Source organism: Anaerolineales bacterium (assembly GCA_037382465.1).
In the GTDB taxonomy this organism is placed as follows: Bacteria; Chloroflexota; Anaerolineae; order Anaerolineales; family E44-bin32; genus WVZH01.
Genome location: JARRPX010000049.1, coordinates 1 through 18,174, shown reverse-complemented (window position 1 = coordinate 18,174; position 18,174 = coordinate 1). Strand labels below are relative to the sequence as shown.

At 59.1% G+C, this 18,174-nt stretch carries 15 protein-coding genes; 7 read left to right on the top strand and 8 right to left on the bottom strand.

Annotated elements, in window-relative coordinates; all coding sequences use genetic code 11:
- Positions 1 to 294: 294 nt before the first annotated feature.
- Complete coding sequence (locus P8Z34_12345; GenBank protein MEJ2551463.1) at positions 295 to 612, bottom strand: hypothetical protein; 318 nt, start codon at positions 610 to 612, stop codon at positions 295 to 297.
- A gap of 9 nt (positions 613 to 621) precedes the next feature.
- On the bottom strand, positions 622 to 1,743 hold the full coding sequence (amrS, locus tag P8Z34_12340) for an AmmeMemoRadiSam system radical SAM enzyme (protein MEJ2551462.1): 1,122 nt from the start codon (positions 1,741 to 1,743) through the stop codon (positions 622 to 624).
- A gap of 96 nt (positions 1,744 to 1,839) precedes the next feature.
- Here amrS and P8Z34_12335 point away from each other — a divergent pair, with 96 nt between their 5' ends.
- The 4 genes from P8Z34_12335 to P8Z34_12320 all read left to right on the top strand — a co-directional run bounded on the left by P8Z34_12335 (position 1,840) and on the right by P8Z34_12320 (position 4,910).
- A complete protein-coding gene (locus P8Z34_12335; protein MEJ2551461.1) occupies positions 1,840 to 2,445 on the top strand; it encodes a molybdenum cofactor guanylyltransferase in 606 nt (201 codons plus the stop codon).
- 90 nt (positions 2,446 to 2,535) lie between these two features.
- Positions 2,536 to 3,783 (top strand): cysteine desulfurase-like protein, encoded by a 1,248-nt coding sequence (locus P8Z34_12330; protein ID MEJ2551460.1) that lies wholly within the window; start codon positions 2,536 to 2,538, stop codon positions 3,781 to 3,783.
- 364 nt (positions 3,784 to 4,147) lie between these two features.
- Positions 4,148 to 4,621 carry a Crp/Fnr family transcriptional regulator gene (locus P8Z34_12325; GenBank protein MEJ2551459.1) on the top strand — a complete coding sequence of 158 codons (474 nt, stop codon included), beginning with the start codon at positions 4,148 to 4,150 and terminating at the stop codon, positions 4,619 to 4,621.
- A gap of 25 nt (positions 4,622 to 4,646) precedes the next feature.
- Entirely contained in the window at positions 4,647 to 4,910 is a 264-nt protein-coding gene (locus P8Z34_12320) for a NifU family protein (protein MEJ2551458.1), read from the top strand.
- 100 nt (positions 4,911 to 5,010) lie between these two features.
- Here the strand turns inward: P8Z34_12320 and P8Z34_12315 are convergent, their stop codons facing one another.
- The 4 genes from P8Z34_12315 to P8Z34_12300 all read right to left on the bottom strand — a co-directional run bounded on the left by P8Z34_12315 (position 5,011) and on the right by P8Z34_12300 (position 8,429).
- Complete coding sequence (locus tag P8Z34_12315; protein ID MEJ2551457.1) at positions 5,011 to 6,714, bottom strand: SLC13 family permease; 1,704 nt, start codon at positions 6,712 to 6,714, stop codon at positions 5,011 to 5,013.
- Entirely contained in the window at positions 6,711 to 7,154 is a 444-nt protein-coding gene (locus tag P8Z34_12310) for a universal stress protein (GenBank protein ID MEJ2551456.1), read from the bottom strand. The genes P8Z34_12315 and P8Z34_12310 overlap by 4 nt, the downstream gene beginning before the upstream one ends.
- A 147-nt stretch (positions 7,155 to 7,301) precedes the next feature.
- Entirely contained in the window at positions 7,302 to 7,940 is a 639-nt protein-coding gene (locus tag P8Z34_12305) for an MBL fold metallo-hydrolase (protein MEJ2551455.1), read from the bottom strand.
- A gap of 51 nt (positions 7,941 to 7,991) precedes the next feature.
- Positions 7,992 to 8,429, bottom strand: a complete 438-nt coding sequence (locus P8Z34_12300; protein ID MEJ2551454.1) for a nucleoside 2-deoxyribosyltransferase — start codon at positions 8,427 to 8,429, stop codon at positions 7,992 to 7,994.
- A gap of 277 nt (positions 8,430 to 8,706) precedes the next feature.
- On the opposite strand from P8Z34_12300, the gene P8Z34_12295 reads away from it, so the two are divergent.
- Together P8Z34_12295 and P8Z34_12290 are read left to right on the top strand one after the other, a co-directional pair.
- Positions 8,707 to 8,916, top strand: a complete 210-nt coding sequence (locus tag P8Z34_12295) for a cold shock domain-containing protein (GenBank protein ID MEJ2551453.1) — start codon at positions 8,707 to 8,709, stop codon at positions 8,914 to 8,916.
- 198 nt (positions 8,917 to 9,114) lie between these two features.
- Positions 9,115 to 9,732: a GAF domain-containing protein gene (locus P8Z34_12290; GenBank protein MEJ2551452.1), complete on the top strand. Its 618-nt coding sequence runs from the start codon at positions 9,115 to 9,117 to the stop codon at positions 9,730 to 9,732.
- On the opposite strand, the gene pheT is transcribed toward P8Z34_12290, so the two are convergent.
- The gene (gene pheT / locus P8Z34_12285; protein ID MEJ2551451.1) at positions 9,729 to 12,254 is read right to left on the bottom strand and encodes a phenylalanine--tRNA ligase subunit beta; all 2,526 of its coding nucleotides are present in this window, start codon (positions 12,252 to 12,254) and stop codon (positions 9,729 to 9,731) included. The genes P8Z34_12290 and pheT overlap by 4 nt on opposite strands.
- 85 nt (positions 12,255 to 12,339) lie before the next feature.
- A complete protein-coding gene (gene pheS / locus P8Z34_12280) occupies positions 12,340 to 13,365 on the bottom strand; it encodes a phenylalanine--tRNA ligase subunit alpha (protein ID MEJ2551450.1) in 1,026 nt (341 codons plus the stop codon).
- An 857-nt stretch (positions 13,366 to 14,222) separates the two neighbouring features.
- Between pheS and P8Z34_12275 the strand changes: the two genes are divergently transcribed.
- Positions 14,223 to 18,174: SdrD B-like domain-containing protein (locus P8Z34_12275; GenBank protein MEJ2551449.1), on the top strand; the 3,952-nt coding region annotated here is incomplete at its 3' end.

The window sequence follows — 18,174 nt, the reverse complement described above, 5'->3', positions numbered from 1 at the left end:
GCGGTTTTGCCGTTTCCCATTCGTGGACCGCATCAGCGTGCGTGCCCTGCCGTGGCCGGATGCGGTGTCGATTTCGTTCGCCGAAGGGCTGGGGGCCACCCGTTTTGCTGCCTTGTTTGCCGGGCTGGTTAAATGGGCGCCCCGGCCAGGTTGCGTTGCAGGGCGGGAGGGGTGAAGCTGGGATGTGGAACGGTGCCGGGGCGCTACTAGTATACACCAAGTTGTGAAATATTACACAATAAGGCGCGATACAATTTCCCTTCGCGTTGAGTCGCTCGAATCGTTTCTGATAGATCAATACTGGAAGGTAGCGCGGTGCGGCACGATCTTGCGGCTGTAGTTAACCACGTACTCTTTCAGGCGCCGCTCGAGGTCTTGAAAATCTTCCGATTCGAGCACCTGTTTGAGCCTGGCAAGATCGGAGGCCAGGAAACCCGCCAGCCGCAGCGGATGCGAGCCGTACGCCGTGTACCACGCGTCGCACATAACCAGCCCCAGATGCTCGAGTGCGGGCACGAACTCCCCGCGTACGTAACTTAGGTACGCCTCCCATCTCTCGGGCAGCGGATCGTAGCTGATCAGCAGTTTAACGCTGTTTTCGTCGGATTCCATATTCGTCGATTACACGCGCCGAGGTCCGCGATAGAAAAGGTCGGAACGTGAACTCAGGCGAACCCTGTCGGCCGATTCGGGCCACACGCCGGCGATCTTGGTGCTGCAATTCGGGCAGCGGCCGTCGTCCGTGATTTGGTAGTCCAGGATGAGGTATCCCAGGCGTTCGATAAGGTGTGTGCCGCACTGCGGGCATATCGTGTCCTCGTAGGGATCGATCCTTCCGGGCAGGTTTCCGGCGTAGACGTAATGCAGCCCGGCCTCTTTCCCGATTTCGGCGGCGCGGATCAATGTGTCGGCGGACGTGTTGTCGGCGTTGGTCATTTGATAGTCCTTGTGAAACGCCGTCACGTGCCAGGGGATGTCGACGGAAACGGAAGCGATGTAGCGCGCCGCGTCCATCAATTCATCGGTGCTGTCGTTGAAACCCGGTATCACCAGTGTGACCACCTCGACCCAATAGCCCATGTCGTGCGCCATCTGGATCGTGTCGAGCACGTGCTGCAGTACGCCACCCAGATGACGATACTGCTTGTCCTGCATGGTTTTAAGGTCGATCTTGTAGCCGCTCAGATAGGGGTGCAGATACTCGAGTACTTCGGGCGTGGCGTTTCCGTTCGAAACGTAGACGCATTTCAAGCCTTTTTCGACGGCCAGCTTGAAGATTTCCACTGCCCATTCCGAGGTGATCAGCGGCTCGTTGTAGGAAGAACCGACGACGCTGGCGCCCATGTTCAAGCCGTGCTGTACGATCTCTTCTGCCGACACGCGGCGGATAAATCCGACCGAGCGATCCGAGGCGGGATCGCGCAGCGTCTGGGAACTGAGCCAGTTCTGGCAGAAGCTGCAGTGGAAATCGCAGCCCAGCATGCCGAAGGTCAGCGTATCGGAGCCGGGAAGGAAATGATAGAAAGGTTTCTTTTCCGTCGGGTCGCACTGCAGCGCGCCGACGTATCCCCAGGGGACCATCAGCTTGCCGCCGCGGTTGAAACGCACCTTGCAGATTCCCCGTTTGCCTTCCCGAATCAGGCAGCGATGCCCGCAGGCGTAGCAGCGCACCGCCTCGTCCGGCAGGCGCTCGTAGAGTTCCCCTTCTCTGGTTAATTTGTCGAGTTTAGTCTCCAACGACATGTTCGTGCTCCAATAGTATTCTATCACTTCCATACGTATGCCCGAGACAGGCGGCCATCGAGGCCGGCTGCGTCAAGATCAAGGTACAATGAAACTATGATCACGACGGCCATCCAAGCCGGCGGCTCGTCGAGCCGCATGGGGCGCGATAAGGCGTTTGTCGAGCTGAACGGCACGCCGCTCATCGAGCACGTGATCCGGCGCATCGCGAACCTCGGGGACGAGATTCTGATCGTGACCAATCGACTCCAGGCTTATTCCCACCTGGGGATCCGCACCGTGCCGGATGCAGTCCCGGAGGCCGGTGCGCTGGTAGGCCTGTACAGCGCCCTGTACGCCGCGCAGGGGGACACAGTCCTCGTGGTCGCCTGCGACATGCCCTTCTTGAACCGCGCCCTGCTCGAGCATCAACTTCAGCTTGCCTCCCGGGCGGACGTCGTCGTTCCCCTGCATCAAAATCTATACGAGCCGCTGCATGCGGTGTACGTACGCCGGGCGTGCCTCCCGGCGCTCGAAGAATCGCTGCAGGCAGGGGAGGAGCGTGTGGTGAGTTTTTATCCGCGAGTACGGGTTTTGCCGGTCGACGAGGCCGTACTGGATCGATTGGATCCGAGCGGACTATCCTTTTTCAACGTCAACACGCCCCAGGATCTGGCGCGGGCCGAGCGGCTCATCGCCGATGGCGCGGTAACGTTGGAGTAGAATCGTGCCGCTGCCACGGTCGTTCGAGATGCGAGTCGCAGGGGTGCTCCAACAGCATCGAACCTTGTCGATCCGCACAGGAGTGTTTCAATGAATCCCGATCTATCTGCCTGCCGCACACACTTTCCGGCGCTGGCCAAAGGTGCGATCTATTTCGATAACCCGGGCGGAACGCAGGTCCCCCGGCAAACCATCGATCGCATGCTGGCGTATCTCATCGAGAGCAACGCCAATCACGGCGGCGCATTTCCCACCAGCCGGGAGTCCGATCGGATCATCGCCGAGTCCCGCCAGGCCGTGGCGCATTTTCTAAATGCCGGCAGTCCGCAGGAGATCATCTTCGGGCCGAACATGACCTCGCTCGCTTTCACACTCAGCCGCAGTCTGGCCGGGGAACTCACGCCGCAGGACGAGATTATCGTAACCCGCCTCGACCACGACGCCAACATCTCGCCGTGGACGATCATCGCCCAGGAGCGGGGCTGCAAGGTCCATTGGTTGGATTTCGACGTGGAGGACTGCACCCTGCGCCTCGATCAGTTCGAAAGTCTGCTCAACGAACACACGAAATTGGTCGCCGTGGGATACGCCTCCAATGCCGTGGGGACCATCAATCCCGTGCGCCGGATCACGCGCCAGGCGCACGATGCGGGGGCTTTGTGTTTCGTCGACGCCGTGCAGTACGCGCCGCACGGCTCGATTGACGTTCAAGACATCGATTGCGATTTCCTGGCCGTATCTGCGTATAAATTCTTTGGCCCGCACATTGGGGTGCTGTACGGGAAACGGGAACACCTGGAGCGCTTGAAAGCCTACAAGGTCCGTCCCGCGCCTTCTGCACCACCCGGCAGATTCGAGACGGGCACACAAAATCACGAAGGCATCGCAGGCCTTCTCGGCGCGCTCGAATATCTCGGCGCGATCGGAGAACAATCCGCCCGAGATGAAGGCGAAGCCGGCGATCGTGCCCTGCGTTTCAAGCAGGCGCTGCGGACCATCCAGTCCTATGAGCTGAACCTCACCCGCACGCTGATCGAAACGTTGTCCGCCGTCCCGGGTGTCAAGATATGGGGGATCACGGACGAGGCGGATCTCGATCGCCGCGTTCCCACCGTTTCATTCACGCTGAACGAGCATCATCCTCGGGCAATCGCCACTGAATTGGGCAAGTCGGGAATCTACGTCTGGGACGGGAATTACTACGCGCTGGCGGTGACGGAACGCCTCGGACTGGAGGAGCATGGCGGCATGGTGCGCGTCGGTTTGGTTCATTACAATACACTGGAGGAGATCGCCGCACTCGGAAAGGCCTTGAACGACATCGCAGCGGTTAGCTGAACGATCTCGATTTTCATCCCGGAATCCCCACAGCGCTGCTTAAAAGCACAGGCAAACATCTAGATGAGGGGGGCACCCAGATGTCTGCCTGTGACTTTAATATATCGACAAATCATCCCAACGTCAAGAGGCATACCGCAATTGAAATTGTGCGAAATCCTGGCGTCGTGAATATCGAATCCGGCGAAAGCCTCTTCTGGTAGGGCGGCCGGTGCCTGAACGATGAGCGCATGGCTTGATGCAGATCGCCTCGCGAACCGATCGGTGCGCATGAGGTGATGGTTGTCGCCCAGGAAAGGATAGATTCCACTTCGAACGCTCCGTGGCTGCGCATACACTTGGACTACACGCCGAGGATGGTTCTGTGTACCCACGTTGGATGGAATCGTTACCCCTGTTTCAGGGTCTGACGCCCAGCGAGATGAAGCTGGTGATCGATCGATTCGAGAACATCTCGTTTCCCGCCGAGCACGTCGTATTTTGTCAAGGTGATCCGGCCGATAAACTGTTTGTGGTGGTTTCCGGGCGCGTCGCCATTCGTTTCAAGCCGGACGACGGTGAGGTCCTCGACGTCGCCGAAGTCGAGCGCAACGGGGTGTTCGGCTGGTCCTCCGTTCTGGGTCGAAAATCCTACACGTCTTCGGCGATCTGCCTCGAAGACTGCGAGGCCGTCTATGTGCGTGGCGACGTGCTGCGGAAATTGTGCGAGACCCACGCAGAAACCGGTGTTATCATACTCGAAAGGTTGGCGGAAGTGATTGCCGAGCGCTTGCGCAGCACCCACACGCAGGTTGTCCAGCTTCTCCATCAAGGTATTCATCCCCCGCCGGAAACCTGAGGGGTTCAACGTCTGGAGGCGTGTCATGTCGGACGAAGTTATTCACAATCACCTGACCGGCGTTCCGGAAGAGGAACGCATGCAGGCGTTGGTCGAAGTGGTCAGTTCCTACATCGAACAGTATCACGGTGGATGGGTTCGCATGGTCGCGTTCGACGGTTCCGTACTCAAAGTGGAAATGGGCGGCGCCTGCGACGGGTGTCCGTTATCCAACGCCACGCTGCGGGGTTGGGTGGAGGGAACGGTGCGGCAGTTCTTTCCCGATATCGAGCGCGTGGAGGCGGTATAAACGCAATTAATCAGGGAAAGTCAAACGGGGTACGTGGATGCGTACCCCGTTCTTGATTCCGTCGGCGATTTCCTGATGTGGTTCGGAATACTTGCAGTATTTAGATCCGGAAGCGCAGCAGCAACCACACCATCGCCAGCGTCACCGTGATCGCCAGCGCAGGCATTCCTTTGCGGAAGAAATAAACGTAACTGATCGGATATCCGGCTCGCTCGGAGATGCCGGCGGTAACCATGTTGGCCGACGCGCCGATCAACGAGCCGTTTCCACCCATCGCAGATCCGACGGACAGACAGAAGTACAGGGCCAGGCTGCCCGCGCCCGGCACGGTGTTCGTGAGATAGCCGATCACCGGCAGCATGGCGGCCGTGAAGGGAATGTTGGCCACGACCGTCGAGAAAAGTGCGCTCACCCAAATCACGACGATCATCGCCAGGGGGAGGTTTTCGCCCACGAGACTCGATACCCACTGCGCCAGAAAGCTGATCAGCCCGACCTCCTGGATACCGCCCACGACGATGAACAAAGCCATAAAAAATACGAGCGTGGTCCAGTCGACGGCTTCGATCATCTCCTCCACGTCCGGCCGGATCCAAATCAGAAGCGCCGTGGCGCCCAGTATGGCCGTGACCGCGGGGATCAGGTGGAAGTGTTCGCCGGCCAGGAAAAGCACAAGCATGCCCAGTCCTACCCAGCCGGCTTTTACCAGATGCGCCGGTTCTTTGATGCGCGCATTCTCCTCGAGTTTTTCGAGCAGGAGCGGGGAAACACTGGAAGTGACATGCGATAGATCCTTTCGGTAGGCGAACAAGCAGTACACAAACAGACTGATCAGGCTGATGAACACGCCGGGCGAGAGATTGCTCAAAAAACCCGAAAAGGGGATGTCGGCGTACGAACCGATGAGGATGTTGGTCGGCGTACCGATGAGCGTGATGATTCCGCCCACGTTGGAAGCCATAACTTCCGGTATGAGCAGCGTCAGGGGATTGAGGCCGAGTGCGAGGGCGATCTGTACGGTGATCGGCGTCATCAGCAGCATCGTGGTCACGTTATCGAGGAACGCCGAGGCCACAGCGGTAATGATCATCAGGATCGCCATCAACAGCCACGCTTTGCCGCGGGAGATGCGGTAGGCGAAGAAGGCCAGCCAATGGAACAGACCGGTTCCCTCGACCGCGGCGATGACGATCATCATCCCCATGATGAGGAAAATGACGTTCCAATCCACGTATTGCAACGCCCGCGTAAAATCGAAAATAAACAACCCTTCATACAGCGGTTCCCCCAGATAACTGACTCCCAGCACCAGGGAAACCCCGGTCAATGCCGCCAGTACGTTGTGTAGTTTTTCCAGGGCGATCATCAACAGCATACCGAGAAACACGAGGGTCGCTATCCAAAAAGCGATGGTAATTTTACGTTCGAGTTCGATCGTGGGCAGTATCAACGCCTCACCGGGTTTGAGTTGGGCGATTTCATCCGCCGCAACGTCGATCGCGGTGGTCTTGAAATGCTGCCGTTCCACTCGCACGCTTATATTGCTCCCGGCTTGCGGGGGAAGCGGCAGAAGAAAACTGCCGTCACCTTGCGTGAGCCCTTCGGCGAGCACATTTTCGCCTTGAAGCAATTGAACTTGCGCCTCGGTTACCGGTTGATTCTGTCGATCGATTACTTTCCCGCCGAGTGATAATCCCGTTGTTTGATTTGCCGGCTGTGCGAAGGCTCCGCCCACCAGCGTGAAGGTCAGCCACACGGCGGCAATGATCAGGAGTAAAATCAGTGCCCCTCGCCCGATCTTCACTCGTCACCTCCAGTTTCCGCCAACACGACCTTCGCGCCGGTTTCCTTTTCGCAATGTTCCACAAACGTCTTCAAGCGCTCCATCGTGAACACGTTCTGTTCCTCGTGTTTGGGCTGGCCCAAGATGATGTGCGAGGCTTCGATTTCCTTCGCCATGGCCATGATTTCGTCCATCACGTTGCCTTGCCGAACCGTCCATTGCGCTTTGATACCGTTTTGTTCTGCCTGCGCCTGGGCGCGTAAGAGGATAAACTCGCCCATACCCCGCATCTCTTCGGAGATCACTTGTGTGCGGCCTCTTTCTGTGAGATTGAGAAAATCCAAATTGACGACGTATAGAAAGTGGAGAGGTTCCTGAATTTCCTTCGCCAGGGATATGCCCGCTGCAATCGCGCCTCTACTACCCGGGCCTCCTCGGATCGGACATAAGATTCCACCCATCATTCCTCCTTAACGGGCATTGATGCCCGGCGTTTCAGCATGCTCAGGTGTCGTCCCTTCGATGTTGGTTAACCCGACCACCATAGTATCTCCCACGGAGGTGGTTTCGCCGCACTCGAAAATGGCGTTCGACAATACGACTTCGTGCTATCCGATCGCTTCCATTATTTTCACGGGCACTTTGCTTAGTTCTTTAAAACGCTGCGCATCGGCCTTCGTTCCCGCAACACCTGCCGCGTAATGCATCGGAATGGCCAATTTGGGACCGATGTCCGCCGCAGCTCCCGCGGCCTCCTCTGCCGTCATCACGTAGGTGCCGCTCACGGGAAGCAGAGCCAGATCACACTCGATTTGCTTCATTTCCGGTATGCGATCCGTGTCGCCGGCAAAATACAAGCGCTCGCCCGCAATAGTAAGAATGTAACCGACGTGTCCGGCATGCTTGGGATGGAACGGCTTGTCGATGTTGTAGGCCGGAACGGCTTCCACGCTAACCTCGTTGATTTTCAGCGATTCGCCCGCGCGCAGTACCTTGACTGGCTTGTCGATTTTATTCGCCGCCGAAGGATTTGCAACCACCGTGGTGCTGCTCCGGCGGATGCTGGCGATGTCCTCCGGAGAACAATGGTCGTCATGTTCGTGACTGACCAGGATCAAGTCGGCCGGTGGACTGCCGGGCGGCAAGTGCCAGGGGTCGATGTAGATGACGATGGGTTTGTCGAGGCGAAAGCTGTCGTGACCGATCCAATGTAAATTTTCAAGCAGACGAATTTCGTTCTCACTCATGATCGAACTCCTTTCTGGTGAGTATCTCTCCTCGCCACTTTGGTCGATTACTTAAGTGGGGCGGTTTTGTTGCGACACGCACTCGAGGAAATCGTCGAGTATCTCCAGCGCGTGTTCTTGATCGCGGTAACCCGATACGACGATGCCAGGAGAATCGTTGCCCGTGATCATCTTCGAAACGGCCGCATCCTGTGCGTGAAGACACAGAACGGGTTTTTCGAGACCGAGAGCGTGCGCAATTTCATATCCCACGCCGTGAGACGGCGTGCTCACTTCGGCCACGACGGCGTCACAATCCTGGAGCCAGGCGATGTCCCTCTGGAAGACTTCGTTCGGGTCGACGATGCGTTCGACCGACATGACCTGCGGGTGGGCGAGATGTGCCGTTGGCACTTCGTGCTGCGCTTCCAGGAGGTGCTTTACCAGAAGCGCGTAGATGTCTTCGTCCTTGCGTCCACCGGTAAGCGAGCAGGAGAAGTAGATGTTCAAGCGGCACTCCTCCGGGTTCGACGTCACGCTCGAGTGCGATAGTATGCGAAGCGTGGCTCCATTTCACCCGTACACTACAGATGCGGCCATCGGCGGGACTATCAAATCAGTGCCATGACTTGACGCTCCTCTCTGAGCATGATACCATGCTCGACGTGTTTGGAAGTAGTTCTCGCACCCTCATAACAAATCGCCGCCGGAGCGACCGCGGCGGTTTTGTCTTGCCGGGCAGCGCTGTCTTCCAAGAAAGACGTGAAAATCAGGAGGCTAGATAGAAATGTCGGAAAGAATCCAGGGAACCGTAAATTGGTTCAACGCCGTCAAGGGCTTCGGCTTCATCGGACGCGAAGATGGCGACGATGTGTTTGTTCACTACACCGCCATCAACATGGACGGCTACCGCAAGCTGGAAGAGGGACAGCGTGTGGAATTCAGCATCGAGGATGGCCCGAAAGGACCACAGGCCGCGAACGTTGATGTGATCTGAACCTTGGGGACCAATACAACAATCCCCGCCTTCGTGGCGGGGATATTTATTTTAAAGGGCGATCTGTTTTTCTGACTCGTATTTATACGTTCATCTTCGACGCCGAAACGCTTCTCCGGGGCTTAATTCCCACCGCAGCGGAAAGCTTCTTCCACCAAGTAGTAACTTGTGCTAAGATCAACATGAGGTGGGTGGTACATGAAAGAATCAAAAACCGATCCCATTCGATTCCTTCAGATTGAAGCCGCGCGCCTGCGCCAGGAGAATCGCGAGATGAAAGAGGAACTTGCAATGCTGCGTTCCTCGATTCGCGCCCTCAGCGCCCTGCAGGACATCATTCAGCGCATGACTCCCAAATCCGACCTGCTCAGCCTGCTGGACGACCTGCTCGCAGCCGCCCTGGCCGTCGTCGATGCCAGCGACGGTTCGTTGCTGCTGTTGGACGATGAAACCGAAGAGCTGGTTTTTGCCGTCGTGCGTGGATCGGCGCGCAACGAATTAACCGGTTTTCGCCTGCCGCCGGGAAAAGGCATTGCGGGCTGGGTGGCCGATACTCGCAAACCGCTCGTCGTGCACGACGTGCGCAACGATACGCGCTTTTATCCTCAGGTCGATGAGACGTTTGGATTTGAAACCCAGACGCTGGCCTGTGTGCCTCTGCTGGATGGCGATCGCATTTTGGGTGTGATCGAAGCCATCAACAAAGTCCCCGGACGCAACTTCACCGAAGAAGATAATGACTTGTTGATGGTGCTGGCGCAGTTGGCTTCCGCGGCGATTACACGCGCCGAATCATTCGCCGAACAGCGCACCTAATCCCTCAGTTTTGCCTTCAAGTCTGATTCCAATTTATTCACGATCTTGGCGCGCAGCTTTGCTACCTCATCGTCGGTCAAGGTGCGATCCGGCGCCTGGTACACCAAAGCGTAAGCCAGGCTTTTCTTGCCGGCGCCGACCTGATCCCCGCGGTATAGATCGAACAAGCGCACCTCGATCAACAAGTCCCCGCCGGCGCTTTGGATGGCCGCCTGAACTTGCTCCGAGGGAACCGTTTCGTCCACGACGACGGCGAGATCCTCCAGGATCGGCGGGAAAGCGGGAACCGCTCGAATTTCGTAAGTCTCGGGGACGGCCTGCAGAATAGCTTCCAGGTTCAGTTCGCCGGCCAGCAACGGCGCATCGGAAATCTCGTAGCGTTCGTGGACCAATGGGTGCAGCTCGCCAAAAATTCCCACCTGCTTCTCGCCGAGCAGGATGCGAGCGCATTTTCCCGGATGGAAGACGGGATGCTTATGGGGTTCATAACGAATGTCCTTCAGGTGCAGCGCATCCAGGAAAGAGCCGAGGATGCCCTTCAAGTCGTAGAAATCCATGAATTCGGCGTCAGCGCCTTGCCACGCGGGCAGCGCGCGCGGGCCGGTGATGGCGACCGCCAGCCGCAGCGGCTCTTCCGGCAGCTTGCCCTCTTCGGAGACCAGGTATACGGCGCCGATTTCGAAAATCGCAATTCTGGAGCGAATGCGCGCATTGCGTTCGACCACTTCGATCAAGTTGGCCAGCAAGCTGTGCCGCAGCACGACGCGATCGCTGACGATCGGATTGGCCAGTCGGATGTACGGCCGGTCGTCGGGAGTGGTGCCCGGCGCCAGCATGCGCGCCTCTCGTTCCGCTGACGTGAGTCGATAGGTGACCACCTCTTGCAGCCCGAGGCTGGCGAGCAGATCCCGCACCCGCTCCTCCCCTTCGAGCCCCGGGTTGCCGTGTTGCGGCGGGATGGTGTCGGCGATCTGCGTTTCGGGAATGCGGTCGTAGCCGTAGATGCGGGCGATTTCCTCCATCAGGTCGGCCTTCCCGACGATCCCTTCCGAAATATCCAGGCGGTGAGCGGGTACAGTGGCGCGGATGGTTTCTCCCTCGACTACGACCTTGAATTGCAGCCGGCGCAGCAGATCCGCGATCTCCTCCGGCTGCAGCCGAATCCCCAGCCAGCGGTCGACGTCGGACGGCGTGATTTCGATGCAGGGATCGACCAGCGGCTTTGGATACTCGTCGACCAGGCCCTCCGCGATGGTTCCACCCCCCAATTCGGCCATCACGATCAGACCGCGCTGCACGCCGAGTTTGGCGACGGCGGGATGCACCCCGCGCTCGAAGCGGTAGGCCGCATCCGAGTTGAGGTTCTGAGCCGCCACCGTACGGCGGGTGTTGACGTAATTCCAGGAAGCCCCCTCGAGCAGCACGTTTGTAGTCTCCTCGCTGACCTCCGACTCCGCGCCGCCCATGATCCCCGCCAGCGACAGCGCGCCTTTGGTGTCTGCCACCAGCACGGTGAAGTCGTCCAGTTCGCGGTCTACGTCATCCAGCGTGGTGAGGGTCTCGCCCGGCTCCGGCAGGCGGGTGATGATCTTGGGCGCCTTTCCGCCGGCGCGTTCTACAAGAACGTCGTAATCGAAGGCGTGCAGCGGCTCGCCGATTTCGAGCATGACGTAGTTGGTCGCGTCGACGATGCTGTTGATCGGGCGCATTCCTGCCAGCCGCAAACGGCGCTGCACCCGGTAGGGGCTGGGCACGATGGACACGCCTTCGATCAAGCCCAGCACGAAGCGCGGGTTGAGCTTGGGCTCATGGATTTCGATGCTCACCCGTCCCTCGATCGGCGCGCCGCCACTGGGTACCTCGAACGAGGGCGGATTGAGTTCTTTGTCGGTCAGGGCAGCGATTTCCCGCGCCACACCCAGGATGTTTGCGTCGCGGGCGATGTTGGGCATGATGGTGATGTCGAAGACCACGTCGCCCATGTAGTCCACCAATGGCTGGCCGGCCTGCGCATCATCATCGAGCAGGATCACGCCTTCGTGGGCATCTGAAATGCCCAGTTCCTTCTCCGAACAGGCCATCGAGTAGGATTCGACTCCGCGAATCTTGGCGCGCTTGAGTGTGGTCAATTCGTGTCCGGGTTTGTGACCGTCGTAGATGCGCGCGCCTTCGCGTGCATAGACCACTTTGAGCGGCTTGTCGAGCGGTCCTTTGTTCTTATATTCGAACAAATTCGGCGCACCGGTGAGCACCGTGTGTTCTTGCTCGCCGTCGAACAAGCGCAGCAGCACGAGGCGGTCGGCGTTGGGATGAGGCATCACTTCCCGCACTTCGCCCACGACGATCTTCTCCGGGTCCCAGGCGAGGCCAGTGACGTTCGTTTCAAGTCCGCTTCGTGAGCCGCTGTGCCCTTCGATCTTTTCCTCGGGAAGCGGCAGTCCTACAAACGTGACGGCCTCCACCTCCAACCCCGCCAGCGTCAGGCGGTGCGCCAGTTCGAGGGGTGATAACTCGATGTCCACGAAATCTTCTAACCAAGAAAGAGGTACTAGCATGGTTCTATCCTTATCGAATGCAATGTGATCGTATTTCCGGCCTTTTCCACGATTAGAATTGCTCCAGGAAACGCAAATCGTTCGCCCAGAAGTAACGGATGTCGTCGATGCCGTACTTGAGCATGGCGATCCGTTCGGGCCCCATACCGAAGGCAAACCCGGTGTACTGCGCCGGATCGTATCCGCCGTTCTGCAGCACGACCGGATGAACCATGCCGCAGCCCAGGATCTCCAGCCAGCCGGTGTACTTGCACACCGTGCATCCTTCTCCGCCGCATACGAAACACTCGATGTCCATTTCCGCCGAGGGTTCGGTGAAGGGGAAGTACGAGGCGCGGAAGCGCGTGCCTACCTCCTGGCCGAACATGCGCCGGGCGAAAGCGCTCAACGTGCCTTTCAGGTCGGCAAAGGTGATGCGCTTACCCACCGCCAGGCCTTCCACCTGGTTGAACTGGATTTCGGAGCGGGCCGTTATCTGTTCGTAGCGGTAGCACATCCCCGGCAGGTCCACGCGGATCGGTTCCGGCACACGTTCGCGCATCACCCGGATTTGCCCCGGGGAGGTGTGGGTGCGCAGCAGGATGTCGGGCTCCGTGGTGAAAAATGTATCCTGCATGTCGCGCGCCGGATGGTACGGCGGGAAATTGAGCAGTTGGAAGTTGTATTCGTCGCTCTCGACGTCGCGCGAGCGGTAGACTTGAAATCCCATCTCGGCCCAGATGGCGAGAATTTTTCGCAAGGTCTGATTGGCGGGATGGATGCGGCCGCGCACCATCGGGCGGCCGGGCAGCGTGACGTCCAGACGCTGTTCCTGCAGTGAGCGAGCCAGACTTTCGGCGTGTAATGCCTCCGCCCGAGAATCATAGGCCGCCTCCAGGGTGACTTTCACCTGGTTGGCGCCTTTCCCGACAGCCGGACGTTCCTCCTTGGGCAGCTCGCTCAGGCCGCTGGTAATCTCCGCCAGCGCCGCGGAACGGCCCAGGTATTTCACCTTCCACGCCTGGAGTCCGGCTTCATCTTCCACCGCTTCCAAGGCCCCCAGGGCTTCTTTTTCCAATTCTTGCAAACGTTCCAGCATACGACCTCCCGTGCAGCAAGTGTCGACTGGTGGGTTAACGAAATATCCCGTCCCATCGAGGGACGGGAAAAGATCCCGCGGTACCACCCTTATTGGCTTCGATAAGCCCACTCGGTTCCGACGGCCGATTTCGGCGATCGGTTCCCCTGCGCTAACGGTGGGGCTCCGGTCCGGACTACTGGCTTCGAGTTTCTCTCGAGGCGTTCCCCCGGGCGGCTCGGGAGGGAACTTCAACAGATTTCGCTCCAGCCGAAGTCTCAGTCTGGCTTCGGCCTCCCTGGCGAGTTCCGTCCGTCTACTTTCCTCCGTCACGGCCTTTTAATGTCGTTTCTCCTATTATCTACAAACGGCCCTGCCTGTCAACCATTCACGACAAGCTGGATGGCAATCTGTGGATTTCATTTCGTCTGTCCGAGGAATAAATTGCGGGAAGTCAGCCGTACAACAGGACTATATCTAGAAGAAACGCAGCCGTAGTATCATCGCCCTTGGGAACGTCCGAAAGCAAGACGCGGGCCGTGAATAACGCTGAAAACAGATCTCGGGGATCTGTTTTTATTTGAGATCAGCGGGCATCTCCATTCGGGAATGCGTCATTCCTGATGATTTTTGGTCGATGCACTGCTATAATAAATGCGTATTCGCGCCAGGGTGCGAGATAGCTTCCGGAAATCGAATCGTTGATCGATCCTTCATACTCTATGGAGTTGAAGCTATACTTGCGCGAAATTGAATCACAACAGCCGGGATTGCTCCCCCGGGGCTTTTGCTTGTAGAGAAATGATACAACGGAGCCAGCATTGAAGGGACACGCCTCTACACGGAATATCGCCCCTCTCGTAACGATCCTCATATGGATGGTTACGATTCTTGCACCCGTTTCCCCGGCGTACGCTGCCGTCCCGGCTGGCTACTCCGAGTATTTCATCCCCGGCGGCGAAGATCAACTCTGGGCGATTTATGAAGATCTCGACAATGATCCCGACCTCGTAGAGGCGGACGGCATGCATGCCGTGATTGCCGTCACTGCCGCGGCTGACGATACGACCGTTTATTACGATCATTGGGAAGACGGATACGACGCCGTACCGGCCACGCCAGGACCGTCGACCGAGGTCTATGTGCTCAACATCGGCGACGTGCAGGAATTCGAAAGCAGCAACATCCCCATTCCGCGCGGATCGACGCTCAATGCTTGCAACAACGACGGCATCGCGCCGGCCACAGATCCGTGCTACGATGGGCGCGACCGCATCTACATCGCCGGCGGTGCCGTGACCGTAACCCGCGCAAGTTGGGCTGAGTCGATCGGCACGGTGTTTGCCCTGGCCTGGGAAATCTACCCCACTGAACCTTTCCTCACCGATTACACTATCCCCGTCGGACAGGACCTGGCCGGTTCACCGACGCTCTACGACGATTTTGACCGCGCCTACGTCATCGTCCAGGCGACTACCAGCGGCACGTCCGTCACCATCGATAACCCCTCCACGGCGGGCGTCGACGTCTCGACGACGCTGAACGAAGGCGAAACGACCGAACTCTACAGCATCGACGCCGGCACTACCGTCTCGGCCAGCCAACCCGTTCAGGTGCAGTTTATCGTCGGCCAGTTTGCCGCAGGCCAGGCGTCTGAAGCGCGTGGCTACAGCGCCGTGCCGGACAGCTTGTGGGATACGGAATACTACAGTCCGGTCGGTGGTTTCTCCGCCGGCAACACCGATCTCTTCCTTTACAATCCGAACAGTTATACCATCACGATCAATTACGAGGACTCCGCCGGGACGGGCAGTTTCACAGTCCCGGCCGACAGCACGCTTTCCTACAGCGACGGCAGGGGAAGCACGGTGCCGATCAATTCGGCCGTCTACATTTCCTCCAGCGACGTGTTCTGGGGCATCGGCTCCGGCGACACGGAGTCCTACAACTACGACTGGGGCTACAGCCTGGTTCCGGCCTACGCCCTGACCGATGAGTACTTCCTCGGCTGGGCGCCGGGCGATTACAATCCTACGCCTGCCAACAACGGATCCCCCGTTTTCGTCACCCCGGTTCAAAACAACACGACCGTGTTCGTCGACTTCAGCCCTACCGATGAGGTCGTCGATGTGACCTACACGCTGGATCGTTTGGACTCGCAGAAGATATTCGATGCGGATAACAACAATACCGGCATGCACATTTGGGCCACGGGACCGATCGCCGTGGCCTGGGGTGAGGATCCGGACACGGCAGCAATCGGTAATCCCTACATGGACCTGGGTTACACGACGCTTCCGCTGCCGGAAGCGTGGATCGACGTTGTGCTTACGATCGACAAAACGGCCGACCCCAACGTGCTCGCCGATGCCGCCGGAGAAGTGAGCACGTTTACGGTCGTCGTCGAATCTGCGGATTATCCCGTGGACGATGTGGACGTGATCGATACGCTTCCTGACGGGTGGTTGTATGTCGCCGGAAGCACGCAGATCGACGGCAGCCCCGCTGCGGATCCCATTATCGCCGGCCAGGTTCTGACCTGGGATCTGAACATCGATCTGGGGATCAGCGATTCCTTCACACTCAGCTTCGATGCCGAAACGGACGATCCTCCACCTTCCCCTGCGAGCGGTTACAGCGAGAATGTGGCGCAGGCCGTCGGCACCCGCCTGGGCGGGGCGCAGGTTTTCTCTCCCTCCGACAACGCTTTCGTCTTTTTCACTTCGCTCACGATCGACAAGGATACCAGCACACCATCGGTGTCCATTGGCGGCACGGCTGCCTACACCATCGTTCTGGAAAACATCGGCGCCGCTGCGGTTACCAACGCGACCGTGGCCGACACACTGCCTGCAGGCTTCACCTACGCCGGCGGCAGTGTGGTGGAGGTAAGCGCCACGAGGACCAGCACGACGAATCCCGCTGTCGGCGACAGCGCGCTGAACTGGGGAACCTGGGACATCGATCCCGGCGGTACGGTGACCATCACTTTCGACGTCGACGTACCCATCACCACACCCGCCGGTACGTACGACAACACCGCCACCGCGGACAGCACCGAAGTGGGACCCATCGACGACGATGGAACCGTGGCGCAGGACGCGCACACGCCCTCCGGAGCCGACCCCGAAGACGACGAGGACGTCACCGTCTTGGCGCCCGTGCTCACCATCGATAAGGATACCAGCACGCCTTACGCAGAGGCGGGCGGCACGGCAGCCTACACCATCCTCGTCGAGAACTCGGGCGGAGCGGATGCCACCGACGTCACCATCAGCGACACACTGCCCGCGGGTTTTACTTTCGCCAGCCAGTCCATTAGCGCAACCAGCGCCACACGTACCAGCACGACCGATCCCGGCGTCGGCGATAACGCCTTGAATTGGGGTACTTGGACCATTCAGCCCGGCGGTTCGGTGGAAATTAGCTTCGCCGTCGACGTCGGCGGCGGGGTGGGGGAAGGCACCTACGATAACACAGCCGCCGCCGACAGCACCGAGACCGGCGCTATCGATGACGACGGCACCGCCGCGCAGGACGACGATACGCCTGCCGGTCAAGATCCGGAAGATGACGAGGACGTCACGGTTACCTTGCTGCCGGATTTGTCCGTAGACAAAACCTCCAGTGCGGCCGGAAATCCCGTCAGCCCGGGCGATACGATCAGCTACACCATTGTGATCACCAACAACGGCGCCGGCCGGGCGACGGACGTGGTCGTCTCCGATCCGCTTCCTGCAGGCACGACCTACGTCGCCGAGAGCACGGTCGCGACGGGCCCGCTCGTCGTCACCGACACCTTCCGTGATGAATTCAACGCCCAGGCGTACAACAATAATGACGGTACGGCGTCATGGGCCACCAACTGGGTGGAGTTTGGCGACGACGGCTCACCCATCGGGCAAGATGAGCAGATCATCAATGACGTCAGCAATTACCAGCTTCGTTTGGGTGACAACGACGGCGGCGGCGAAGGCGTACAACGCGAGGCGGATCTCACTGGGTATGACTCCGCCACGATTAGTCTCATCTACCGGCGTGGCGGGCTTGAAGACCCTTCGGAGTACGTCGAGGTCCAGATTTCCGACGATGGCGGAGCAACCTGGACTCCGATCGGCCAATTCGCCGGACCGGGAACGGATGCTGCCTATCAGACGTTTAGTTACGACATCAGCGGTGACATCTCCGCCACGATGAACACCACCGTTCGCCTCATCACCTCCGCGACCATGGATCAGGGTTTTGCGGACAACGACTACGTCTACTTCGACAATATCGAGATCGCCGCCAGCTATTTACAGACGGATACGCTGGACAACGTGCCCGCGGGCGCCAACCCGGATTTGGCGGACGGCGTACCACCCGATCTCGTCGAAGCCGGCGATGGCTTTGCGCTCGATCCCGGCGACACACTCACGGTTACCTACGACGTCGCCGTGGACGATCCGCTTGCACCCGGCATCACCGAGATCAGCAACACGGCGTCCGTCACGAGTGCCGAAATCCCCACGCCGGTCGAAGACACGGTCACCGATCCGGTCGCCGCCTCGATCGGGGACTTCGTGTGGAACGACCTGGACGGGGACGGGGTGCAGGACGGCGGGGAGCCGGGGATCGACGGGGTGACCATCGACCTGATCGAGGACACCAACGGCAACGGTGCGATCGACCTGGGCGAGCCGGTGCTTTCAACCCAAACCACCGCAGGCGGCGGTGCGTACGACTTCAGCGGTCTGGCCGCGGGCGATTACATCGTGGACGTGACCGACACCGGCGGGGTGCTCACCGGCTACGTCTTGACCGGCGGCACGGACCCCGATGCTGTCACCG